21 protein-coding genes and 2 tRNA genes are annotated in these 24450 nt (G+C 45.1%); 8 read left to right on the plus strand and 15 right to left on the minus strand.

The features are described from left to right. Positions 1 to 17: 17 nt before the first annotated feature. A complete protein-coding gene (locus B4W65_RS12390; protein ID WP_088655486.1) occupies positions 18 to 905 on the minus strand; it encodes a LysR substrate-binding domain-containing protein in 888 nt (295 codons plus the stop codon). 122 nt (positions 906 to 1027) lie between these two features. On the opposite strand from B4W65_RS12390, the gene B4W65_RS12395 reads away from it, so the two are divergent. Continuing rightward, positions 1028 to 1939 (plus strand): helix-turn-helix transcriptional regulator, encoded by a 912-nt coding sequence (locus tag B4W65_RS12395; protein WP_088655487.1) that lies wholly within the window; start codon positions 1028 to 1030, stop codon positions 1937 to 1939. A gap of 85 nt (positions 1940 to 2024) precedes the next feature. Next, positions 2025 to 2822, plus strand: coding sequence for a hypothetical protein (locus tag B4W65_RS12400; protein WP_088655488.1), 798 nt, complete (start codon positions 2025 to 2027; stop codon positions 2820 to 2822). A 113-nt stretch (positions 2823 to 2935) separates the two neighbouring features. Here B4W65_RS12400 and B4W65_RS12405 read toward each other — a convergent pair whose 3' ends face one another. The 10 genes from B4W65_RS12405 to B4W65_RS17615 form a co-directional block, all read right to left on the minus strand. After that, a complete protein-coding gene (locus B4W65_RS12405) occupies positions 2936 to 3424 on the minus strand; it encodes a cupin domain-containing protein (protein ID WP_088655489.1) in 489 nt (162 codons plus the stop codon). Positions 3425 to 3442: 18 nt separating this feature from the next. After that, positions 3443 to 4168 carry a carboxymuconolactone decarboxylase family protein gene (locus tag B4W65_RS12410; protein WP_088655490.1) on the minus strand — a complete coding sequence of 242 codons (726 nt, stop codon included), beginning with the start codon at positions 4166 to 4168 and terminating at the stop codon, positions 3443 to 3445. Positions 4169 to 4179: 11 nt separating this feature from the next. Continuing rightward, a complete protein-coding gene (locus B4W65_RS12415) occupies positions 4180 to 5823 on the minus strand; it encodes a carboxylesterase/lipase family protein (RefSeq protein WP_088655491.1) in 1644 nt (547 codons plus the stop codon). Between the two features lie 75 nt (positions 5824 to 5898). Continuing rightward, on the minus strand, positions 5899 to 6822 hold the full coding sequence (locus B4W65_RS12420) for an aldo/keto reductase (RefSeq protein WP_205741270.1): 924 nt from the start codon (positions 6820 to 6822) through the stop codon (positions 5899 to 5901). A gap of 81 nt (positions 6823 to 6903) precedes the next feature. Beyond that, positions 6904 to 7380 (minus strand): nuclear transport factor 2 family protein, encoded by a 477-nt coding sequence (locus B4W65_RS12425; protein ID WP_088655492.1) that lies wholly within the window; start codon positions 7378 to 7380, stop codon positions 6904 to 6906. 13 nt (positions 7381 to 7393) lie between these two features. Then, the gene (locus B4W65_RS12430) at positions 7394 to 8704 is read right to left on the minus strand and encodes an aldo/keto reductase (RefSeq protein ID WP_088655493.1); all 1311 of its coding nucleotides are present in this window, start codon (positions 8702 to 8704) and stop codon (positions 7394 to 7396) included. A gap of 66 nt (positions 8705 to 8770) precedes the next feature. Next, positions 8771 to 9832 (minus strand): alpha/beta hydrolase, encoded by a 1062-nt coding sequence (locus tag B4W65_RS12435; protein WP_205741271.1) that lies wholly within the window; start codon positions 9830 to 9832, stop codon positions 8771 to 8773. A 17-nt stretch (positions 9833 to 9849) separates the two neighbouring features. Beyond that, positions 9850 to 11211 carry an alpha/beta hydrolase gene (locus B4W65_RS17465; protein WP_205741272.1) on the minus strand — a complete coding sequence of 454 codons (1362 nt, stop codon included), beginning with the start codon at positions 11209 to 11211 and terminating at the stop codon, positions 9850 to 9852. Between the two features lie 44 nt (positions 11212 to 11255). Continuing rightward, complete coding sequence (locus tag B4W65_RS12445) at positions 11256 to 12107, minus strand: aldo/keto reductase (RefSeq protein ID WP_088655494.1); 852 nt, start codon at positions 12105 to 12107, stop codon at positions 11256 to 11258. 8 nt (positions 12108 to 12115) lie between these two features. Further along, a complete protein-coding gene (locus B4W65_RS17615) occupies positions 12116 to 13198 on the minus strand; it encodes an alpha/beta hydrolase (RefSeq protein ID WP_088655495.1) in 1083 nt (360 codons plus the stop codon). Positions 13199 to 13380: 182 nt separating this feature from the next. Here B4W65_RS17615 and B4W65_RS12455 point away from each other — a divergent pair, with 182 nt between their 5' ends. Further along, positions 13381 to 14268 carry a helix-turn-helix domain-containing protein gene (locus B4W65_RS12455; RefSeq protein ID WP_088655496.1) on the plus strand — a complete coding sequence of 296 codons (888 nt, stop codon included), beginning with the start codon at positions 13381 to 13383 and terminating at the stop codon, positions 14266 to 14268. A gap of 91 nt (positions 14269 to 14359) precedes the next feature. Here the strand turns inward: B4W65_RS12455 and B4W65_RS12460 are convergent, their stop codons facing one another. The 4 genes from B4W65_RS12460 to B4W65_RS12475 all read right to left on the minus strand — a co-directional run bounded on the left by B4W65_RS12460 (position 14360) and on the right by B4W65_RS12475 (position 15813). Beyond that, complete coding sequence (locus tag B4W65_RS12460) at positions 14360 to 14842, minus strand: hypothetical protein (RefSeq protein ID WP_088655497.1); 483 nt, start codon at positions 14840 to 14842, stop codon at positions 14360 to 14362. A 138-nt stretch (positions 14843 to 14980) separates the two neighbouring features. Continuing rightward, the gene (locus B4W65_RS12465) at positions 14981 to 15571 is read right to left on the minus strand and encodes a hypothetical protein (RefSeq protein ID WP_088655498.1); all 591 of its coding nucleotides are present in this window, start codon (positions 15569 to 15571) and stop codon (positions 14981 to 14983) included. A gap of 59 nt (positions 15572 to 15630) precedes the next feature. Continuing rightward, positions 15631 to 15721 (minus strand) — tRNA-Ser (locus B4W65_RS12470). A gap of 19 nt (positions 15722 to 15740) precedes the next feature. Next, positions 15741 to 15813, minus strand: a tRNA-Trp gene (locus B4W65_RS12475). A gap of 238 nt (positions 15814 to 16051) precedes the next feature. Here B4W65_RS12475 and B4W65_RS12480 point away from each other — a divergent pair. The 5 genes from B4W65_RS12480 to B4W65_RS12505 all read left to right on the plus strand — a co-directional run bounded on the left by B4W65_RS12480 (position 16052) and on the right by B4W65_RS12505 (position 24448). Then, positions 16052 to 16942: a tetratricopeptide repeat protein gene (locus B4W65_RS12480; RefSeq protein ID WP_146697785.1), complete on the plus strand. Its 891-nt coding sequence runs from the start codon at positions 16052 to 16054 to the stop codon at positions 16940 to 16942. 20 nt (positions 16943 to 16962) lie between these two features. Further along, positions 16963 to 17511: a nitroreductase family protein gene (locus B4W65_RS12485; protein ID WP_088655500.1), complete on the plus strand. Its 549-nt coding sequence runs from the start codon at positions 16963 to 16965 to the stop codon at positions 17509 to 17511. Between the two features lie 374 nt (positions 17512 to 17885). Then, positions 17886 to 20957 (plus strand): SusC/RagA family TonB-linked outer membrane protein, encoded by a 3072-nt coding sequence (locus tag B4W65_RS12490; protein WP_205741273.1) that lies wholly within the window; start codon positions 17886 to 17888, stop codon positions 20955 to 20957. Positions 20958 to 20981: 24 nt separating this feature from the next. Continuing rightward, positions 20982 to 22991 carry a RagB/SusD family nutrient uptake outer membrane protein gene (locus tag B4W65_RS12495; protein ID WP_088655502.1) on the plus strand — a complete coding sequence of 670 codons (2010 nt, stop codon included), beginning with the start codon at positions 20982 to 20984 and terminating at the stop codon, positions 22989 to 22991. Between the two features lie 317 nt (positions 22992 to 23308). Beyond that, positions 23309 to 24448 (plus strand): hypothetical protein, encoded by a 1140-nt coding sequence (locus B4W65_RS12505; protein ID WP_088655504.1) that lies wholly within the window; start codon positions 23309 to 23311, stop codon positions 24446 to 24448. Positions 24449 to 24450 lie beyond the last annotated feature (2 nt).

The raw sequence follows: 24450 nt of genomic DNA on the forward strand, positions 1-24450 counted from the left end.
ATCCTGATTGGTAATAACTACAAGTTATAGTTCGTCAGAAAGTCGACAAACAAACGGGCCGGTGAAATCAAATGCCCCTGCCGCGTAGCCACGCGGAGCGAGCGACGGATGGAAAAGCCACGCAAGGGCAATTGCACCAGGCTGCGTAAGCGCAGCTCTTTATCAATGGCCTTTTCAGAGACCAGCGCCACACCGGAAAAACCGGGCAGAAAATTCTTGATGGACTCCGTGCTGCCCAGGTGCAAAAAAACATTCAATTGCTCCAGGTCCCACCCCTGCTGTAGAAAAGCCTGCTGAATCACCTCCAGCGTACCAGAGCCCGGCTCGCGCAATACCAGGGGAATGCTTTGTAAATCCTCAGCACGCAGTCCCCGCTCCCGGGCATACACCCCGTCGGCCGCCGTCACCGCCACAATCTCATCGCTGGCAAAATCCAGATACCGCAAATCCGGATGCACAGCAGCATTCTCGACCAGCGCCACATCCAAATCGTTGGCCAGCAGGCGACTTTCCATTTCCACCGAATTGCCGTTGAACAAGTAAAGATCGATGTGTGGATAACGCTTGTAAAAAGCGGCCAATACCGGAGGAATAACGTACTGCGCTATGGTGGAACTGGCGCCTACGCGCAAGCTCCCCTTATAATCGCCCTTGGCTTGTTCCAAATCAAAAAGCAACTCCCGGTACAAGGCACGAATGGGTTTGAGGTGACTGTACACCAGCTCGCCGGCAGTGGTCAGCTTGATACGAGGTCCCTTGCGTTCGAACAAATTGACCTCCAGTTGCGCCTCCAACTCACGAATGTGGCGGGTTACCGCAGGCTGACTGATGCGCAGCGCTGTACCCGCTTTCGAAAAACTCAAGTGCTCGGCCACCGCCAAAAACACCCTGTCTCTAAAATCCATAGTGCCGACTTAAAACAAATAAACGCCTCAAAGATACAAGTTCAGGGAGAAAACTTAAGCCTGCGACACCATTTGTCATACCTTGTGCCTATCTTTACTTCAGCACCTTTAAAACATACCGTATGGCCACCCGCGAAACACTCAACCGTTACAACATCATCATCAACCGTCTGCGCCAGAGTCCCGCCAGTTTTTCAGAAATTCAGGACCGGCTTCATCTGGAATCAGACATTCAGGGTTACGACTTCAACATATCCAAGCGCACCTTTCAGCGCGACATCGAAAACATCGAATCACTCTACGGCATAAGCATTGCCTTTGATTTTTCGCGCAACGAATGGTACATACAGGAAGAAGACAATACCGAAGCCAACACCCGATTACTGGAAGCCTTCGACACCTTCAGCGCCCTGAAAATGACCAATCGCCTGCCTCAGTTTATCGACTATGAAAAGCGGCGCCCACGCGGCACCGAAAACATGAACGGCCTGCTCCACGCCATTCAAAACACCCTAAAGGTGCGTTTCACCTACCAAAAGTTCTGGGCCGACGAAAAACGAACCCGCTTTGTGGCGCCATTGGCCCTCAAAGAATCGATCAACCGCTGGTATGTAATTGGCATCGATCAGGAAAAAAAAGTCCTTAGAAATTTTGCACTCGACCGCCTTTCCCAACTTGAGATTGGCACAGAAAAATTCAAACGACCGGCCGATTTTAATGTCAAACAAATGTTTAAGCACAGCTTCGGCATTATTGTGGGCGATCAGCTGGAGCCCCGTGAAGTACTCCTGGCCTTCCGCAAACCCCAGTCGCAATACATCCTCACCCTGCCCCTGCACCCATCGCAAACAAAAATAGAAGAAACCGAAAACGAAGTTGTTTTTCGACTTCAACTCTACATCACCGAAGATTTTGTTCAGGAACTAGTTTCCCACGGACCACGCGTAAGGGTATTGCAACCCCAAAGCCTCATCCGCGAAGTGAAGACCTATCACCAGCAAGCCCTGGATTTATATTCTGGAAAAACACCCTAACGGCACAATTATTGCAAAACCCAAGGCGTCCCATCGTTATTTAGCCGGCACACGATTGTACTCATTTGCCAAGCCCCAAATTACGATGACCCCAAAAAACTTCAAGTCCGTCCTGCTGCTTTTCAGTCTCCTGGCACTGTGTACGGCTCCAAGTCTTGCCCAATCCGACTCTTTAGTAGTGTGGGTCGGCAGCATCCGCTCCCAAAGCGACAACGCCCTCATACCCTACGCCACTGTAGCCAGCTACATGCAAGTCAGCGCTTTTGGCGCCGACGACCACGGCTACTTTGCACTTATGTTGCCCTACAACGACTCCATTCGCGTAGCCGCCCTGGGCTTTGAGCCACGCACCATCGTACTCAACCAAATGGAAAAGGACAGCAACGGCACCATCCAAATCAGACTGAAACAACACTCCTATGCCATTAAGGAAGTCACCGTTAAAGGCTACACCGGCATGCTCGACCCCCTCATTTTTCCTAAAATACCGGACGACCCCAACGCCCTCGATCTGCACCTGCCGGCGCACTTCGGAAGTAGAATCTCTAAACTGCCTCCCAACGAGCGACCCGACATCGGCAATGTAGGCCTGCTGGGCGCCATAAGAAGTCCCGCAGGCTTCATCTTTTCACGGACCAACCGACTTGAAAGAGCCAAAATCAATCTGCCTGAGGTCCGTGCCCAATCCACACTGTGGGACCACCGCGACGCAGTAGCCAACCCCGAAATCATCGCCCTGGTTTCCGGATATGAAGGCGAGGAATTGGAAAAATTTGTCATTTACTGCAACATCCACCTGAAAATCAACCTCAGCGACAACGGCATCACCGCCTCCCGAAAAATTAAAGTCCTGCTGGAAGAGTACGAGAGGGAGAATTTCTAAAATGAAACAGCTCCCCATAGTCTTATCTTAAAGCCCACACAGCCTAATCCCATTTGAAAGACCACTGATCCTTGAACACCTAACTTTCCATTATTCATTACCATGAAAGCATTTTACTTTGTTGCTTCAAGGTATTCTTCTTCAAGCACAGTACTAAACCAGACCGCTCCTCCTAAATCTGTGTTCAGGCTAACAGCAATATGTGCAAATTCGCTATCGGGAGCAGCTCCATGCCAATGGACTATATTGGGTTGGATTTCCACAAAATCGCCCTTTTGCAACAATTGGGAGGGTTGCCCTTTTGCCTGATAATAGCCCTTTCCTTTGGTGATAAAAAGAATTTGCCCTCCCGGATGTGAATGCCAGTTAGTTCTTGCTCCCGGCTCAAAAGTTACATTACCATAACTGGCATGTAAAGTAGTATCTTTGGCTCCCATCATATTCAACCACACTGTGCCGGAAAAATTCGGACTGTTCAATAATTCACCCTTGGGAAAACAAGTTTCGTTTAGCGCAAGGGGTTCATTGCTGCTTTTATTCATAGTGCACGATGCAACAAGAATCACACAAAAGAGTAAGCAGTATCTAAAAATATTCTTCATTATCAAATTGGTATTTAATTATCTGGATCTAAGAATTTCATTTAATACAACCTGAGCCGCCTTCGCCTCTTTTTTCCCCACGGTTGATTTTATGACACTTAAAAATTCATTCAATTGTTGTGGGCTTAAACCTAAATTAAGGCAAATGGCCAAATGACTTTTAAGCATTGGTTCGGCACCGCCAATTGCACTTATTACAGAGATGGTTACCAATTCTCGGTCAGCAAAGGTCAAAACATTGCGGTCGAAAATGTCGGCAAACAAATGCTCTTTTAGAAAGACCTCTATTGTCGGAGCAAATGCAGCATAACCAGTTTGTGGCCCGTTTAACGGCCTCCCGATTAGTTCTTCTAAATTTGCTTTCCCCCGGTCATATTTACTTCGTTCATCGCTTATTGGTGATGCATCCGCACCCAATTCATCTTCAATTTCTTTAGCCTTTCGCTCATCAAGAACCTCCATTAATGTCTGTAAACCACGAATACTGCGAGGAAATCCGCAATAGGCATACAGATGTACCATTATTTCCTTTATTTCATTGATAGTCAATCCCGCCTGCAAACCAGCGTTTAGGGCCGATTTTAAAGTTTGCAGTTCGCCTTGGGCTGTGAGCGCTGCAATGGCAACAATATTTTTCTGCTTCAAAGAGAGTTGCGAACCAGTAGTCGTTTCATTTTGAGCATTGAGCTGAAAACTTAGAAAGCTAAATGCAATTACTGCTTTGAGTAAATTACTAAAGTTCATATCGTTATCTTTTAAATTCCACCACGATTTTGCATCCGTTCCCTAAACTTAAAGGCCTTTTCAATAACATCCAACCTGGCTTTCCGGGGTTCGGGTTTCGCTATTGGATTACCGTCCAATTCAACATCCAGAATCTCTTCTTTTTCATAATTGTAGAGTGGCCAAACCGGAAGGCCTTCTCCATTTGGATTTCCTGTTTTGGCAAAGTTCACCCAATAAGCATTCATTGTTTTGGCCAAATCCTGGTCTTTGTGGGCTACTGGCGAACCATCGCGATTCATCAGGTTGTTGAATACAAAGCCAATCTCGGCTCCATGTCCGGCACCATAAGGCATCCAGTTTTTCATAGACGCAGGCACGTATCCGAATTGGTAAACGAAAACGGGTGTTTGGCTATCAACAAAAGTCCTCGCAGTAAACCGGGCAGGTTCAGCCCATACCCAATCGGTGTTGAAAAGAGTTTGCACTTCGGCAAATTCCTTTCTCCCTGACGGGTCATAGGCTGCTTTCGCATCCGCTTTAAGTTCACCAAATGATGAAAACAATGCTTCCTTAGTAGTACTCAAATTAACAAAGGCTCCCCCAATTTCACCACTACAACTCCCTATTACCAGAGGAACTTTCGCCTGTCTTCCAGCGTTATATGCGCTCTCCGCAGTTTCTGTCACCAGCTTACCATCGAGAATCGGGCCGGAATTAATTCTTTCTCCACCTTGACCATCGGTTTCCTGACCTCCAGCTACAATTTGCTCGACACTTAAGGCACGAAGTTTGGCCAGCGCAGCTTCGTCTGTACCTTCAATACCCTGTTTACGGGCAAAATTCACCCCGATGGTTTCAGCTGAAACAGGATAAAGTGCATCTACATTGTCTTCACTTAGTGGTCTGCCTGTAAGCACACCATTTCGTCCACCTCCTGATTGGCTGATTGCTTTATGAAAAAGTCCACGGGCATCAGGGATTGACAACAGTGAATGAACAGCAACTCCTCCGGCAGATTGGCCAAAAATGGTTACATTATCCGGGTCACCACCAAAAGCAGCAATATTCTCTTTTACCCATTTCAGAGCAGCAATCATGTCCATAAATGCGTAGCTCCCTTTGGGTTCGTCAGGATGCTCTTTGGTTAAAGCAGGAAATGCAAAATGACCCAAACGACCAAGCCTGTAATTAAAGGTCATTAAAATAACACCTTGTTTGGCAAAGGCTTCTCCGGAAGTAACCTGTCCGGCACCGCTACCTCCCGTAAACCCACCTCCATGAATCCAAACCATCACTGGAAGTTTTGCATCCGATTCGGCATTGGCAGGCAGCCATAAATTGAGGTAAAGGCAATCTTCCGAAGAACCCTCCTGAAGGGTGCCGGCAGCAGCTCCCCATCCTCCTTGTGCGCAATTTGAACCATACTTATTTGCATCGAGAATTTCATCCCAAGTTTTAACAGCTTGTGGTGGACGCCAACGAAATTCACCCACTGGTGGAGCTGCGTAGGGTATGCCTTTAAAAACCGACACGTCACCTTCAATTACCCCCCGAACTTGACCTGAAGATATTTTCACTATGGGCACTTCTATTTCAGAAGTTCTATTTGGTTTTTGAGCCTTTAAGCCACAAACAAAAACAAATAAAATAAGTCCTGACACTAAAGTCTTCATCTCAATACATTTATCAAAGGGTTGAGCAATAGCGTTTACAGCTGCCTGAAGCCATTTCGAGAATCGTCATCCAAATTATCTGTCAGCCCAGCTGTCAAGCTGCTCTAAGGTAACATTGAAAAAGCGTTTGTCCTTATTCAGAGAACGCATAGTGTCCATTTCTTCATCACTCAACTCAAAATCGAAAATACTGATGTTCTCCTTGATGTGGACAGGGTTTGTCGCTCCGGGTATAACGGAAAACCCCTCTTGAGTGTGCCAACGAAGAATTATTTGAGCTATACTTTTGCCATGTGCATCAGCAATTTCTTTAATTGCCGGGTCTGACAATAAACCGGCATCCCCATGCCCAAGTGGATACCAACATTCTATAACGATATTGTAAGGTTTTACCCACTCACGTATGTCATTGCGCTGCGCATAGGGATGACATTCTATTTGCAATGCAACAGGTTTAATCTCCATGTGGTCAACAATTGCATGAAAGCGTTCCTTGCTGGCATCAAAATTACTGATGCCTAACGCACGAACTTTTCCTGACGCAACTGCCTTTTCCATCTCTTTCCAGGCATTAACATAGTCGCCAATAGGCTGATGAATGTAAAGCAGGTCAATATAATCGGTCTGGAAGCGCTTCAAAATGCTGTCTATTGATGCGAGAGTTTTGCCATTGGCATAATCGGAAACCCATAATTTGCTGGTTATAAAAAATTCTTCACGAGGGATACCACTTTCCTTCATAGCTTCTCCAACTGCTCCCTCCACGCGATAGGCCGTGGCGCAATCAACATGACGAAATCCTTTACTAAATGCCTCAAGACAGGCCTCCTTCGCTTGTTCGTATGAAATGGCAAAAGTGCCTATTCCCAATTGTGGCATGTCAATGCCGTTATTCAGTTTTAACATTGGCACATATTCTTTCCCCTGTGCGTTAGCATGAATTATACCAACGGAAAATAGGACTGCAATCAGCAGAAAATAAGTTTTAACTGTTTTCATTTTTTCTTGATTTTTTTTGTTTGTAATCACTGCTTTCTTCGTTCGCTAATGCGAATTATTATTGTAGAGTATTATCTGTATTTATTGAGCAGGGGGAGTCATCAACCGGGTAAATGATAATGAACCTAATTTCCAGTTATCACCCTGTTTAATATACACCTCTGTTACCTCAAAGGGATTGGTAACCTCGTTGCCTCCCACTTCGGCTAATAAATCAATACGGTTTAACAGGATGGCGGTATTGTCAATAATATTTACAGATACTTCGTGAATATCAGCTCTCTTGTACCAAATACCACCTCCTATAATAATATTAAGTTCCTGTTCTGTTCCCCAAGCTCCTCCCATATGAACAAACACGGCTTTTTCGTGAAACAGCATGTATAGTTTATCGACATTTTTATCAGCCATCCATTGCCATTTATCTTTGGAAAGCTGAATGATTTCCTGTTCCGCAGCAGTGAAGGCTCTGTTGGTGGGGTTTAAAGCAGGATGTTGCCCAAAAGACATTTGCACACTAAAAAGGATTAAAACAAATCCGATAATTATTCTTTTCATTTAAAGTTTGTGTTTATCTAACAAATACTTTTCGGACAAATCCATCGCTTGGGCGGACTATGTTCAAGCCCTTTTGCAGGCGAAATACCCGTTTGCCGTCCAAAGTGTAAATTTGACTTTCACTGTTGTTGGTGTCGGTCTGGACAGATTCAATGAAAGCAGGCGTGTTGGTATGGTCATAGGTGTAATCCTGAAAGTTTCCGAAATTCCAGTTACCGTATGAAATATTGAATGACCTTCCCGCATCGCCAAGGTCAATGGCACGGATGGCCGACATTTCCTCATCGGACAGCTCAAAGTCGAATATGCTGATATTTTCGAGAATGTGATCCGGGTTAGTCGAACCGGGAACAGGACAAAGCCCTTCCTGCATGTGCCAGCGGAGAATGATCTGATAGACCGATTTTCCGTTTGCAGCAGCTATCTGTAAGAGTGTGGGATTACTAACGTCACCTCTGTTGTGATTAAGCGGATACCAACATTCCACCTGAATGTCGTAGTTGTCTGCATAAAGTTGTCTGGCCTCCTTTCTTTGAGCAAGTGGATGACACTCTATCTGTGCCACTTGCGGCTTGATTTCCGCATTTTGCATGATATAGTTGAACGCCTCCATGCGATTATCGAAATTACTGATACCGAGTGCACGTATTCTGCCTGCTTTGTACTCATTTTCCATCACACGCCAACAAGCAAGGATATCTTCCAAAGTGCCGGCGGGATGATGAATATATACAAGGTCTATGTAATCGACTTGTAACCGTTGAAGCATTCCTTCAAACGCATTTTGCGCATCCGCCAGGTTCCCGGATATTTTGCTTGTCACCCATATTTCTTCTCGTGGAATGCCGCTTTCCTTTATTCCCCAGCCTGCTCCACGCTCATTATAGTAAAACATGGCATCGTCCAAATGACGATAACCCGACCGGAGTGCCGAGATGACCATGCCACGAACCGTCTCATTAAGCAGCTGTCGTTGGTTTGCGCCTTCCAAACTCTGCACTTGGGTCCCCAGTCCGAAACGAGGCATCATGACGCTATTGTTGAGCCTTACAAGCGGAACTCCGGAAACTGATGTTATATTCGACACTGCCTGTGGCCCTCCATCGGAAGTGTTTCCACCCGGTGCCGGCTGGGTCACTTGATGGTCAAAATTCCCGAGCGGATAAAGCGATTCGCTACTACTGTTAAAATTTTGTGCCAGCGTATAGGCACTCAGCACGCCGGCAGCAATTATTGTTAAAACCTTTTTCATTGTTTCCTGTAGATATAACGTATTGCATACAGCCATTGCCGCGCTCAATACGGTTGTAATTGTCTTTTTCATTTTTTATTCGGTTATAAATACCCTACTTAGTTTTTTCATAGCACTTTAGTTTAATAATTGTTTACTTTATAAAAACTTACTGAAAAACACACTGAGTTTATCCATTGCCTGGTTTACATACTCAACAACATAATAAGTTTGTATATGAGTAGCTCCGGGTATCAAGTATAATTCCTTTTCGGTGGTTCCTGTTGCTTTACTGAAAGCATCTTCTGTCATGTAGTAAGTATCGGCTTTGCTTCCGGCCATCATTAATAATGGCTGGTTGATTAACGCCATATTGGTGCTTGTATCAAAAGCCATAAGGTCGAGCAGGCTGCTGGTGGTGTACCTGAAAGTAGAATTGGGGTGAGCGTGGGTACGGTTGTAATAATAATGTCCCTCGCGGTACAAATCAAATGGCATTTTGTCTGCCTGTTCATCGGTTGTTTTGGCATTGGCCGTGTATAACACTTCACCCCCTGCGGCTTCCTGTGCCCGGGCATCAGATGCCTGTTTTAAACGCTCCTGTATGGTTGAAAGTTGTGAGTCCATAAAACCATTGCGCCTTACTAAACCTGAATTAAACATGCTCAGGGTTGCTACTGCTTTAAAGCGTTTGTCGGTTTGGGCAGCGGCCAATGAATAACCACCGCCACCGCAAACACCTAATAAGCCGAGTTTTTCAGCATTTACACCAGCATATTGGGTAATATAATCGGCCATTCCACGTATATCTTCAATGCGATTGGCTGGTTTATCAACATTTCGAGGTTCTCCACCGCTTGCTCCCTGATAGGATGCATCGGCAGCAATGGTGATATAGCCCAATTCGGCTAAACGTTGTGCATATAATCCGGCCACCTGCTCTTTAACACCACCGTTGGGGTGCGCAATCACAACAGCAGGGTAACTCTTTGATGGGTCATAGTTAGCAGGTGTATAAACATTTGCTGCTATTTTTATGCCGTTTAGATAATAGTTTACAGGGTGAATATTTACTTTACCCTGAATATTTTCGTTTATAGCATCTTTGTAAACAAGTCCAAAAGGATTGTCTGTTTTATTTTGAGCCGAAGCAATTATACTTGTTGCCATACATATAGTACTCATAATAAATGTTCTAATTATTTTACTTATCATCAACATGTTCAATTGTTTAAGTTTTACATTATGGTGAATAAACTAAAATCGTCAATATTCAATTCCTTCGCATGACTACGTACAATTCTAATGGCACGAGCCAAATCCAAGGCTCCCTCCTGCATGGTGTATGGACGTAAGCGATAGTTTACTACAAAACTATGATACCCCAATGCATTTAGATATTCAGCCACAGGAGCACCATCATTCTCACTCCGAAATTGAAAAGCACCCCCAGCGCAAAGAAGTACCGCTCCTTTGGGTTTCACCCCTTTTTTTACGGGATAATAAACCATATTGGGTCTAAATTCCGGCGGATCGAAATAATTTGAATTGTTTACATTGTACACTGTCGTAGCCGGAATATTTCCTTCATTCCAGAAATATGTTATTTCCTGAAGAGTGGTCTGAATACTCCCGGAATCAATATGACGTTCCCAAAATTCAACAGCCAAATCAAGCCATCCTTCGGCATCACTTCCGGTGCCAAGTCCAAATCCATGACCAGCAGTTTCGTATCTTTGATACTCAACTTCTACACCTGCATTTCGAAGGTTTGCAACTCTGTTTTCCACAGTATTGATATTCACAATACCATCGTTAGCTGCCACAGCTATAAATGAAGGAGAGAAACCTCCTGAAAAGGTAGATTGACCTGTGTAAGCAATATCATCAGTATCTACACCTAACTCTTCAGCATTTCTAAAAATAAAGGAAATAGCAGCAGCCAAATCCTCTGTTGCTATCTGTTCACCACCAATTCGATATCGAAGTACAAAAGCATTATAGCCTTTTTCACTAATTACCTTTGCCAGTGGAAATCCTTCATGAAGTGAACCGACATAAGAAAAACCTCCGCCGGGGCAAATAATGGTAAAAGGGGCACCGGGATTACCCCTAAAGTAGAATAGCCCTATATTCCCTTTAGCGGTATTGCTTTGCTTTTGTTCTTCTGAATAAATATCATAGAAGATATTTCTGCCTTCATTTACATCGTCTATCATTCGATTAAGTGACCCAACAACATCATTTGGCACAACATGCCCGTGATAAGGCATTAGCGAACCAACATTATTTAAAGAGGTATTGTAATAGCTTGAATTATCATCGTGAGGTAACAATAATTCGCCAAAACCTTCGAATGCCGTGTGGTTCACAATATCCCTGACAAAATTATTTATTGAAAGATGGTTGTATATAGTGTCATCTACCTCAGAATTAGTATCATCAGTAATAATGTCATCATCATTCATCGAATTAAGCTCTGTACAACTTATAAATGTTGTAACAAACAATAATATGCAGATTTGCATCACAAATTCATGCATGACTTTATTAATCATGCTTAGAATTGAGGATAAATCTTTTTTATTCTTCTGATTCATAGTAGCATTATTAAAAAAATCATGCAATTAGTGTTTAATTAAAATTACAAGTCTGCCTTACTCTCACCAAGCCATTTAACCATCGCCGGGTCACGGTGGTCGAAAAAGCTTGTAGCTTTCATATCAAGCGTAGCTATTGCATCCATATCTTCGGTTGACAGTTCAAAATCAAGGCTGTTGTAGTTTTGCACAATTCTATCTTTGTGAACTGATTTGGGAATGGCAACAATTCCCCGTTGAGTTAACCAACGAAGAACAACCTGTGCAACTGACTTGTTATATTTCCTGCCAATTCCAGCCAACAAATCATTTGTAAAGAGCTTGTTTTTCCCTTCTGCAAATGGCCCCCACGATTCCAGCTGAACACCATTGTCGAGAAGGAATTTATGTGTTTCAGTTTGTTGATGAAATGGGTGCGTTTCAATCTGGTTTACCGCTGGAACTATTTCATTGTGTACAATAATGTCCATCACCCTGTCGGGGTGGAAATTACTTACACCAATAGCACGTATTTTTCCCTCCTTATACATTTCTTCCATCGCACGCCACGAGCCATGTACATCGCCATAAGGCTGGTGTATCAAATACAAATCAAGATAATCGAGTTGCAATTTGTTTAGTGATTTTTCGAAAGCTTTTTTTGTTTTCTCGTATCCGGCATCTTGTACCCAAACCTTGGTCGTAATAAAGAGGTCTTCTCTGGCAACACTACTCCTTTTGATGGCATTGCCAACAGCAGTCTCATTCAAATAAATCGCTGCCGTATCAATTAACCTGTAACCAGTCTCAATAACTGTTAGCACGCTATTTTCGCATTCTTTTAAGTCTGACATTTGAAACACACCAAAACCGAGGATGGGCATTTCTATGCCATTGTTTAATTTTACTTTTTTCATACTATCTTTTAATTATCTAATTCTTTTTCACTTAACCATTCCGACATTAAATCGGCAATTTCAACATTGTTCAAATCAGAAAACGGGAAATGGGTATTGCCTTCAATCCCGACTTCCGGCAAATGCACCACGGTGACATCGCCGCCATATTTATTGACACAATCGCGCCAGAGTCTCGCCATTTCAAGACGTACACGCCAACCATCCTGTCCGGGATTTGAATTTGGTTCTTTGGGGATGAAATCGCCATAGTAAATGACAATGGGAATTTGTGTTAACTTCATAAAATCCTGCATGGGAACACCAAATGCTTCCAGTGTTCCACCGGCACTTGGCATTGGTGCAGGGACTTCCCCTTCGGGAAATAAAAAACCACTTCCGGGTTCATAGGAAACAATGGCTTTAATATTTTGATTTTTGATTGCCGTTAACCAGCCCATACCGCCCGAATGCGAATGCGTAATCAAAATACCCTGACCAATTTTATCAAATAATGCTGATACGGCTTCTACATTGACATTTACATCAACAGCACCAACATCAGGGGTCATGCTGCGGAAATATTGTTCCAATGTTTGTTCGTCACGTGCAAATTGAACACCTTCAAAATAGTCTGGCCAAATGCCGATACGAAATGTTCCAAACCATTGCTGCTCATCAGAAATTGGGTCAATTTGAGCAGAAACTGTACTTCGTCCGGCATCGCCTCTTCTCGGCTGGTCAATTAAATAAACAGGAAATCGCCTACGCAAAAAAATGTTCTGATACCCTTCGCGCCCATCAGGAGTGGTTTCCCACGTTTTTGAAAACTGTCCAAAACCGTGCCACATTACCAGCGGATATTTGCGGGCATCCGCAGGGATTTGGTAAAAAACATAAGCATGGTCGCCATGCAAGGTTTGCCCCTCTGGAGTTGGATTATAAGGATTAAATGTTCCGGGGTTTGTAATTACAGAACCTCCAACCATAAAGCTGCCTTGTTCATGAATAATTATCGAATTATCCTTGTTTGTACATTGGGTAAATACCAATATTGAAATTGTGAGCAATATCAGCTTTGTTATTTGTAATGTTGTGGTTTTTGTATTCATAGTCAAACGAAGTTTTAATTTTCCTAATTTCTTACAGTACAAAAGTATGGCGATAAGGCTAGAAGGCTTGTATATGTATTACTGTATTTATTACCAATATTACTGATGTCGCAAGCATACTGTTCTTTCAAATGAATTATTACGTAAATTTGCATGAATAATTTATTTGAAATCAATTGGATATGACAACCTTTGAAACAATAAGTGATTATAATGATTTCAACAATCACGAAACACTTCATCCTTTAGTAAGTGTAATTGACTTTTCGAAAGCCGAAGTACGAATAGGAAAAAAAATGTACTTCGGTCTGTATTGTATTTTTCTAAAGGATGTGAAATGTGGTGACCTAATTTACGGACGAAATTACTATGATTACCAAAAAGGAACTTTGGTATTTGTTTCACCCGGTCAGGTTGTAGATGTTGCCAATAAAACCGAACCCTATCAACCAACGGGTCATGGATTAGTTTTTCATCCGGATTTATTGCATGGCACATCACTGGGTAAAAACATAAAATCCTTTCACTTTTTCAGTTACGACACCAACGAAGCGCTGCACCTTTCAGACAAGGAACAATTATTGGTTTTGGATTTGTTTTCTAAAATAGAGTCAGAATTGGAACTGGGTGTTGACAAGCATAGTAAAAAGCTGATTGCTACGAACATTGAATTATTCTTAAGCTATTGTGAACGTTTTTACGACAGACAATTTATTACACGTGAGGATGTTAACAAAGGAATTTTAGAGAAATTTGAAATTCTTTTGGATGAATACTTTCAAGGCGGCCTCGCTCAGGCTATTGGTTTGCCTTCTGTCGCTTACTGTGCAGAAAAGCTGAATCTGTCAGCTAACTATTTTGGTGACCTTATAAAAAAACTAACGGGCAAATCGGCTCAGGAGTGTATCCAAAACAAAGTTATTGAAGTTGCTAAAGAGAGGGTTTTTGACACAAATAAATCCATTAGTGAGGTAGCCTATGAATTAGGCTTTAAATATCCTCAGCATTTTAACCGATTATTTAAACAGAAAGTTGGGTTTACACCAAACGAATACAGGAATATAAATTAATCGAAGCCTGCCCCACATCGCTCTTTAAGCAACTGCAAACCTTTGACTGCTAAAGTTATTTCAACATCATCAAAAAACTCCGCTTCATTGGTCAATTGCGAAAAGTCTCGCCCAAATCAACAATGGTTCCCAACACATCCAGAACATCCTCAAAAGCTGTTTTAAGCAGCTCAGGTAAGGGCTTGCTACTGAGCACCGCCTCCAACAAATCGTTATTTAACTGATATACCGCTGTCCTTCTGGCTTTGCGAAATCCTGTGGTACTCTTCTTTTGCACCATAAAATTTCGCTCAACAAGATCCCCCAAATCGTCCTGAAACTTCAATAAGCGCAAAGCACTGCAATCGAAGTGCCTAAAAACCTCATCGAACGAGACAGTTTCTCCATCATGGCCCTTATCGAACAAGATCGATAAAAAAGCAGCCTGAAAGCGGTTCACCTTAAAATAATCACATAGAACATCCATCTCCTGACCGATGTCGCCAAAGGACGGGTCTTTCAGACGACTCTTCCTTATCTTGTTATAAACCTCTTCCAAACAACCCAACAACAAGTATTTAATTGACTGTGTCATAGCTTTGATTTTTCAACAAAGCTACGTCCAGCCTCTGCCAAAACATGTCGGACCTTCATCTCTCCAAAAAAAGCCACCCTGCTGCGCAGGATGGCTTTCTAAAGCTTATTGAAAAGTCGTTGTAACAATCAATCCCCCCTAAAACAAGTATCCAAAGGCTACTCGGCTGTTGAAAAGAACGTCTGAATCGGTATGGCTGTAGGTGCGCCCATCGGGATAATCGTATTTCTGAAATTCCCATCCATAGCCGAGACCAACAGCAAACTCGAAATTGAATCGTTTACCCATATTTCGCCGTAAGCCATAAGTCGGAACGATATAGGCCGCAGGAAAAATGTCAATATCGCCAGACGAGATGCCAAAACCGGGCTGATAACAGGCAAAAAGTGACCAGTAGTTTCCACTGTTTCCATCGATTCGCTTTCCTTTTTCGACACGACGGTTCAGATTATAGTAAAAGCGTGGCTCAACAATCGCGAAGGGCAGGGCTGCCCAACTCAGGGAACTTCTCGTGTTACTTCCAATGTAACTGTAACTGGTAAAACTGAGTCCAAAGGCCAATTCACTGCGCAGGGCAATGCTGTTGGTGAGTTTTGTTTCGTTGTAAACAGACAAGGGCAGCATCAATGCCTGCACGCCCCAAACATTATCTTCCACGCTGGCATTCTGAGCCTTACTGCCTGTAGAGAAAATTCCGAGAAGTAAAACGACGGTAAGTAGGATTTTCATGGGTAAAGAATTAAGATTATGGTATAAAAAAAGCCATCCTGCTGTACAAGATGGCCTTCTGGCGGAGAGTGAGGGATTCGAACCCTCGAAACCCTTGTGAGGTTTACACACTTTCCAGGCGTGCGCCTTCGACCACTCGGCCAACTCTCCAGTAATATTTCCACTAAAGCACGGGAGGAGAGACTCGAACTCCCGACACCTGGTTTTGGAGACCAGTGCTCTACCAACTGAGCTACACCCGTGTTTATGGTGCTGCAAAAATAGAACTTTTGCGCTACAAACCGCAAGCTTTGCACAAATATTTTGAGGGTCACAGCTAAGCGACTGAGTCTCACAAGTATTTTTTAATCTAAATTATGTCCCCTTAGCGTAAAGCCGTCTCTACGCTTGTAAACACCGCAGATACTGATTATTTTTACCGGTCTGCGCTGTTTGGTGCAAACTTTGCAGTATATTAACCTCACAAATAAAGAAAGTAAGATGCGAATGTTTAAGAATGTATTGTTGTTGTCCCTCGTCGTTTTGGCGGCCTGTAGTCCCGTTAAGAAGATCACCTCGCTCGAAGATGAAATGAACACTTTGTTCCGGCAGGAACAGTACAGCCAGGTTTTGGAGCGTTTCAATGAAGTTGAAGCATTAAGCATAAAGGGGAAGCTCCCCCTATCCGATGCCACCTTGCTGGTGGCCGCTCAGGCGGCACACCAGAGTGGCAATTACGAACAATCCGCCCAACTTTTTCAACAAATCGAGACTGCGCTTGATGGCGCCACGCTGATGATGGCGGGTAAAAACCTGCAGGAGTTGGGCCGATCGGCCGAAGAACTTGCTTTTTGGTCGGACAACCTGCCCTCGCTGACTGAAGAAAGCCATAAACTCAGTGCCTACAAGCGTCAATTTGCCTTGCACCAGCAACTGGGCAGTTATGAAGAAGCCGCTGCTGTTTGGCCGCTATTGCAGTCCTTAAACGATCCGGATTTGATGTACGCGCAGGTAGAGGTGCTGGATAAGCTGGATAAAAAGAGTGAGGCGCTGAAACTGAACGACCAGATTCTGACTGTGGACGACAAGCACGAGGGGGCCCTCTTTTTTAAAGCCGACTATTATTACCATAAGGCTGAGAACTGGTACCAGGACGAAATGACCAAGTACAACCGCAATGCCAACTACACGACTTATGCCTATTTGCGCCGCGAATTGAAGAAAATTTCCACAGATTTCAGAACGGCCCGCGACTTGCTTGAAAAGTTGCATCAGCTGCAACCCGAAAACAAATTGTATGTAGGCTACCTGGTCAACACCTACACCCGTCTGGAAATGCGTAACGAAGCCAATGCGATGAAAAACAAACTGCAAGCGCTGAAGAACCAATAACATCCCCTAAATTAAGCCTAATGGAAAAACCAGCCAACTTATCCAACAAGGTACTTCAGTGCATACAAAAGCGCCGAAGCTGTAGAAAATTTACCGCCCAGCCCGTGGAAGACTATAAGGTAGAAAGCCTGCTTAAAGCGGCTTTATGGTCCCCCACCTCCAAAAACAACCGCCCCTGGCACTTTGTGGTGGTTGACAACCCGCAACTATTGGGTAAGCTGTCCGAATGCAAGCCGCATGGCTCCGCCTTTTTGGCAGAAGCGCCACTGGCCATCGTGGTACTGGCCGACCCTTCAAAGAGCGATGTTTGGGTAGAGGATTGTGCCATTGCGGCCATTCTGATGCAAATAACTGCCGAAGACCTGGGACTCGGCTCTACCTGGATTCAGATTCGCCAACGCCTGCACAACGAAAAGGAAAGTGCCGGCGAATATGTCAAAAACCAGCTTAAGGCACCAGCAGGTTTCGAAGTAGCCTCCATCATTGCTTTAGGCTATAAGGAAAAGGAACGCGCGCCTTACTCTGAAGAATACCTCCTGCCCGAGCGTGTGCATCGGAACAAGTTCTGAGAGAGACAAGCTTCGAAAAAACCGATAAAAACGTTCAGCATGCTGAACGTTTTTTTTGCTACTGGACACCTCTGTTCCCACTCAAAACTCTTATCGATACGATACACATTTTGATTTATTTTAACCAATCAAAATATCAAAACAGAGCACATTCATCTACCCCAAACGCCCGGAATACCGCACAGGAAGCACCACACAGAACAAATTCAGAGCCATATAAAAACAGCACCGGTGTTAATTCAACCACCATTATTCGTCAAAAAAACACCCATAAAGACAGAAAAGCCTTTCTAGATTTGTGAATAATCCGTAATTTTTGTTGTGAATCCCTTAAAGCAGCAAAAGTAAATGACAAATCTTAAATTCTAATCAACATGAGAAAAACACTGCTTAAATGCATGACACTGGCCGGAGCGCTTCTGTTCTCCACCATGGTGTTTGCACAATCTTCACTCACCGTTAGCGGTACCGTCAGCGATTCCGGCGGCGTTCCTCTGCCAGGAGTAAACGTACTTATTGAAGGAACCACAGTAGGAACCATCACCGATATTAACGGTCAGTACAATCTGGAGGTACCCAATCCCCAGACCGCTTCACTGTTCTATTCCTTCATTGGTTTTCAGCATCTCACCGTACCGGTCAACAACCAAAGCACATTAAATGTCACCCTCCAGGAAGACTTTATTGGCTTGGACGAAGTCGTAGCCATTGGTTACGGCGTGGTACGCAGAAAAGACCTTACCGGTTCGGTAGGCTCGGTGGATTCCGAAGAAATTGCCAAAATCACCTCCAGCAACGCCATGCAGGCCATACAGGCCAAGGTGCCCGGAGTTGATATTCAGCAATCATCGGGCGAAGCAGGTTCCGGCGTCAGCATCAACCTGCGCGGTAACCGTTCGTTAACTGCCTCCAACTCGCCACTTATTTTGGTAGATGGTATTGAGTACGGCTCAACCCTCGACATCAACCCCTCCGACATCGAATCGATGGACATCCTCAAGGATGCTTCCTCTACCGCTATTTATGGTAGCCGGGGTGCCAACGGGGTTATTCTTATCACCACCAAAAAAGGAGAGGCAGGACAATCCAGGGTAACTTTCAACAGCTTTATCTCTTCCAATCAGCCCACACACGTTCCTCAGGTAATGTATGGGCGTAAAGAAGTACAGCGCTGGATTGATCGCGGCAACTACATGGCCGATGCCGAATCGGGCAACTGGGGCACCAGCAACCTAAGCGTTGAACAAGTCCTGACAGAAGAAGGAGAAGATTTTACCGAAATGGATGTTTACAACAACAATTCCTACACCGACTGGTTGGACATGATTCTGCAAAATGGCGTTACCCAAAACTATGAGCTCTCGGTTACCGGAGGTGAAAAAAACACCACCTTCAGCCTTTCGGCAGGTGCAATGTTTGAAGAGGGACTCATGAAAAACGACAAATTGGGACGTTACAACGGCCGAATGAGTGTTGATCACAAAATCAACGACTACATTAAAACGGGTGGTAGCTTGCTGGTTACTTACCGCGACCATGATGCCCGCAACTCCAGTGTATTTGGTCAAGCCCTTAAAATGACCAGTATTGCACATGCTTATACCCAGGATGGCGAGATTATTGAAACACCCAACCCCAGGTATGCAGCCCACGTGAACCCACTGCTCGACGAGGTAGATGGCGCCTATTCAAGAAATACGGAAAGCACTCGCCTCTTTGGTAATTACTATGTTGAGATCAGCCCCATTGAAGGCCTCCTTTTCAGATCAAACTTTGGATTGGACCGCAACAATATGCGTCGCGGTACTTACCAGGATTACAACAGCGTTGGACGTGCCCAATCCACAAGAACAAGCTACATCTCCAACGAAAATCAAGTTCGTACCAAATACACTTGGGAGAATGTACTGTCGTACAACACCTCTTTAGGCAGCGACCGCCACGACTTAACCGCTATGCTGGGACAAAGTATGGATCAGTCGGTTTATGAGCAAAGTATGGTTCAAGGAGATGCCGGTCCTGAGCATTATTACAACAGCACCTTTTACGATCTGAGCAAAATTGCACAGCTGACCCCGCCCACCAGCGATTGGGAAAAGATCAATCACCTTTCGTACTTCGGACGGATTAATTACCAGCTCGACAACAAGTATTTGCTTACCGTTTCCATGCGCGCCGATGGTGCCTCTCCCTTGGCCGAAGGCAACAAGTGGAGTTCTTTCCCGTCGGTTTCAGCTGCATGGCGAATCAACGAAGAGCGCTTTATGGAGGGAACCAGAACCTATCTCACCAACCTGAAACTGCGCGCGTCCTGGGGGATTACCGGAAACTCAGCCATTGAGCCCTATCAAACCCTGGGGACTTTAAGTCAAAGGCAATCGTATTACTATATGAATGGAAGCGACGTCGCTTTCAACATTCCCGATAACTTTGGCAACGATCAGCTCAAATGGGAGACAACCAAGGCTACAAACATTGGTATCGACTTCGGATTGTTCAACAACCGGGTTTCTGGTAACATCGACATTTGGAGCAGCAGCACCTACGATTTGCTGTACTTCAAAAGCGCTCCTCCTTCTTCTACCTATCCCAGCATCATCGACAACATTGGTGAGACCAAGGCCAATGGTATAGAAATAGGACTCAACACCGATGTGATACGTAACAGCTTTATTACCTACAACATCAACTGGTCGTACAGTACCTTCTCCGACGAGGTGGTAGCCATTGGTGATGGCCTTACTAAAAACCAGTTTGGTCGCCAGGCCCACATCGTGGGAGAGCCCGTATCGGTTTTTTACGACTATGAAGCAGACGGCAACTGGGATGTAGGTGAATTCGACGACTACCTTGCCGATTGGAATACTAAAAATCCGGATCAGACTGCTAACTACGCCTCAGGCTACGGCGCCCCCGGTACCATCAAGATTGTTGACCAAAACAACGATGGCCAATTGGACGACGACGATAAAATCACCTACAACCGATCGCCCAAGCACATTTTAGGTATGAACAACAGTCTTACAGTAGGCCAATTCGACTTATCGGTTTTGGTTTATGCCCGACTGGGTGGCTACCTCGAATACGGGATGAATTCGCAACTGAACTTTGAATCAGCCAACTGGGGCGATTTGGATTACTGGACGCTGGACAACAGGGGAGCCAAATTCCCTAACCCCGGCTCTGCCAGCTCAATGCATGCCACCTATGGTTCAGCCCTGCTTTACGAGGAAGCCAATTACGTAAAAATAAAGGACATTACTCTGGGCTACAATTTACCCCTTAATGCGCTTTCGACCGTGGGTTTAAGCAAGGTTCGGGTTTACGGATCACTGAAGAACTACTTTACCTTCAGCAGCATCGACAATTACGACCCCGAACGTGGCGGCTCTGTTAACTTCCCGCTGGCCAAGCAATTGGTGTTTGGTCTAAGCGTACAGTTTTAATCACAATCACTTAAATAATTGAAAATGATGAAGAAAATATTGATATCCTTTGCAGCTTCAGCGCTCATTCTGGCGGCCTCTTCCTGTTCCGATTACCTGGAAGAAGAAGTGAAGGTCGGCGCTGCTCCGGAGTTGGCGTTTTCAACAGCCTCCGGAATTGAAGGGCTGGTAGCCAACACCTATTCTTTTGCCCGCGGTTGGTATGGCAAAGAAGCAGGCCTGGGGCTTTCCGAAATGGGAACCGATTTGTTTTACTATGGGTACGACAACAAGCAAAAGTCGCTGAACTCCTACAACCTTACTGCAGAAAGTTTGGATGGCAATACCTCCGACAATGCCTGTCTGGACCAATACTGGGAACTTTTTTACAGTGCGGTAGATGTTTGTAACCGGGCTTTGAAGTATGTGCCGGTGAATGAATTCATCAACGACACCAAAAAGGACCAGTTTATGGCCGAAGCCTACTTTATGCGCGCCTTCTATTACTGGCACATGGTGAATATCTGGGGCCCCATTCCTTACAACGACCAGCCCCAGTCCGAAATCATCTATGCCCCCGAGCGCGTCTCTGAAGAAGTGATCTACAGCAACATGTTGGCCGATTTGGACGAAGCCATCCGCTTATTTGATGCCGCTGGGTACAACATTAAGACCGAAGGACGTGCCAATTACTGGGCCGCCCGGGCATTAAAAGCCAGAGTACTGCTCTACGCTGCCTCCTGGCTTGGTGAAAGCAGTCTCGGTGGCGATTACAGCGGGAACTTGTACGAAAAAGCGCAAGCAGAAGCAGAAGCTGTTATTGGAAGTGGCATTGCCAGTTTCTACGACAACTATTCAGACACCTGGACCATGGCCAACGAAGACATTCGCCAAAACCAGGAAGCCATTTGGGGCATCTCCTACTCCCCCGATGTATCTGGTCCGGCCAACACCATACCCAAGAGATATCGCAAGAACAACAGTGGCGACCCGCTTGATTACAACGGTCTGATTACCCGTACCGGTTACGGTCGCGGTGGCAGCGCAATGGTTCTGATGTTTGCCGGAATGTGGAACAACGGCGCCTCAGATCTTGGTGGGAACGGCAAAGAAGTCTTTGTCAGAGCCCTGGGCGAAAGCACCTTCTACATTACCCACTCCGTTACCGGCGAAAAAGTTTGGGTGGCAGAATACTACTCTCCCTACAGCCGGGGTTTTACCCGCTATTTACCTTCTCTGTATTTGTTCCAATCTCTGGAAGAAATACGTGCAACCGACCAGCGGCCCGAAGCCACGTTGCAAAATGCCTATACCATTGCACCGGGTTTGGAAGGAAGCGCCCAAAAGTATCCCAGCATTCAGGATACCGCAATCTACTATGCTCCGCTCGACGGCAATTCTCCGGAAGGGCAAGCACTACAGGCCTGGGCAAAGGATCGTTACCGGGTACAATTTATGGCTGGCGGTGATATTCCCTTGTACACCTCTATGGATCCGGCCTTCGCCCTACCCACTGAAGCCGCCAAGGAGACTTCTGATGTTTATGGAGACGATCGCTACAACACCTATAAAATTGGTGGATGGTGTTCTTTCCCGGGCATCAAAAAATTCCAGAACGACGTTTGGGATCCCAACTACCCGACGCCCGACATCTCGCACCGCGATGCCATTGTACTGCGCCTGGCTGAAATGTATCTTATTAAGGCCGAATGTCAGCTGTACACCGGCAACGGAAGTGCCCTGGAAACCTTGAACGAACTGCGTGAGGTTAGAGCCATTGAGGGTCAGGAAGAAGCCAACAAACTGAGTGGAACGGCAACTCTCGAAACCGTGTTACACGAGCGTGCTTTGGAGCTTTGCGGCGAGCAGCAGCGCTGGTTCGACCTCAAGCGTACACGTACCTTGGTTGACCGGGTGAAAGCTTACAATGCCCAGGCTGGTGGACAGGTTACTGCCAACCATCTCCTGCGCCCCATTCCACAGGCCCAATTCGATGCCATTACCAACGAAAGCAATACCCCTGGCACAGGTTTTTGGCAAAACAGTGGTTATTAATTTTGTATCTCTCTCTTTTCTTAAACACCAACAGGCGGTCCTCCGGGACCGCCTGTTTTATTTTCCAACGAAGGATCCCAAAGGTCAAATTTCCGTTTGTCCTTTTAAAACCTTATATTTGCAGGCTGTTATGCATGAAACCAAAAACAGCACACACTTCATCACCAGTCTCTCTCTCATTTTGAAGGTTCAATCGGGAAGGTACGTACCTCCTACACTTTATTGAACGATCTATCTGGTTCACTGCTCATCACACCTCCCCTGTTTGACTTTAGAACAGGAATTGTCGTATTTAGTATTAACCAAAATATATTTATATGAATTTCAAGAGAAGTTTACTTCTGCTTTTTATTCTGGCAGGCATTGGTGCAAATGCACAAAAAGAAGACTACGTTAAATTTGGCGGCGCACTCCGTTTTAACGTCTTCGACAAAAGCTGGGTAGATAATGCCACCCAGCCGGAGGCCACCCTGGATACCTGGCGCCTTAATGTCGATGCCCGCACCGCCGGAGTCGACCTCAGTTTTGAATACCGTTTTTATCCTACGGGAGATTATCACTTTCTGCATCACGGCTACCTGGGTTATGGGTTTAATGAAGACCTGTATATGAAACTGGGAGTTTCTCAGGTGCCCTTCGGGATCACAAGTTTTGCTTCGCACAACTACTTTTTCCAGATCCCCTACTATGTTGGTCTGGAGGACGATTACGACATGGGAATCAACTTTGACTATACGGGCATCGAAAACCTGGAACTTAATTTCGCTTATTTCCGCCAGCCCGAATTCAATGGAGGAATTGGCGCCGGCGATGAATATTTGGATCAAAATGCCTCGCGCTATTCCTACGACATTACCCCTTCTGAGGAGGCCTCCATTCGAGAGTTGAACCAATTTAACCTCAGGGCAGCCTACATGCTCAGCGACGAAATGGAAGTCGGCCTGTCCGGCCAATTCGGCGAAATTTATAACGATGTTTTAGAAGAAGGCGAATGGTCAACGGCTTTTGCTGCTCACCTGGAGGCCAACTACGGCAACTTCAACTTTAAGGGAGAGTACATTTACTACAACTATGCTGCCAAAGATAATGCCGGCAACACCCTTGACAAAATCCAAATGGGTGCTTATGCCTACAACTACAATGTTGCTGCCGAGGCCAGCATGCTGGTAGCTGGTGCCGCCTACACCATTCCGGTAGAATGGGGCCCCATTTCGAGCATTCAACCCTATATCGACTATTCTTTGATAAATAAAGCCGCAGCCGGTTTTGAAACCACCCACCACCTCATTCCCGGAATGATGATCACCGCAGGCAGTATTTACACCTATGTGGACTACGCCATGGGTAAGAACAATGCCTGGCTGGGTGGCGATACCTGGACCGACGGATTGGCTGAGGGCAATCCCGATGCCAACTGGGAAAAGCGTTTCAACATTAATCTAGGTTATTACTTTTAATT

The sequence above is a fragment of the Geofilum rhodophaeum genome (assembly GCF_002210225.1).
GTDB lineage: Bacteria > Bacteroidota > Bacteroidia > Bacteroidales > Marinilabiliaceae > Geofilum > Geofilum rhodophaeum.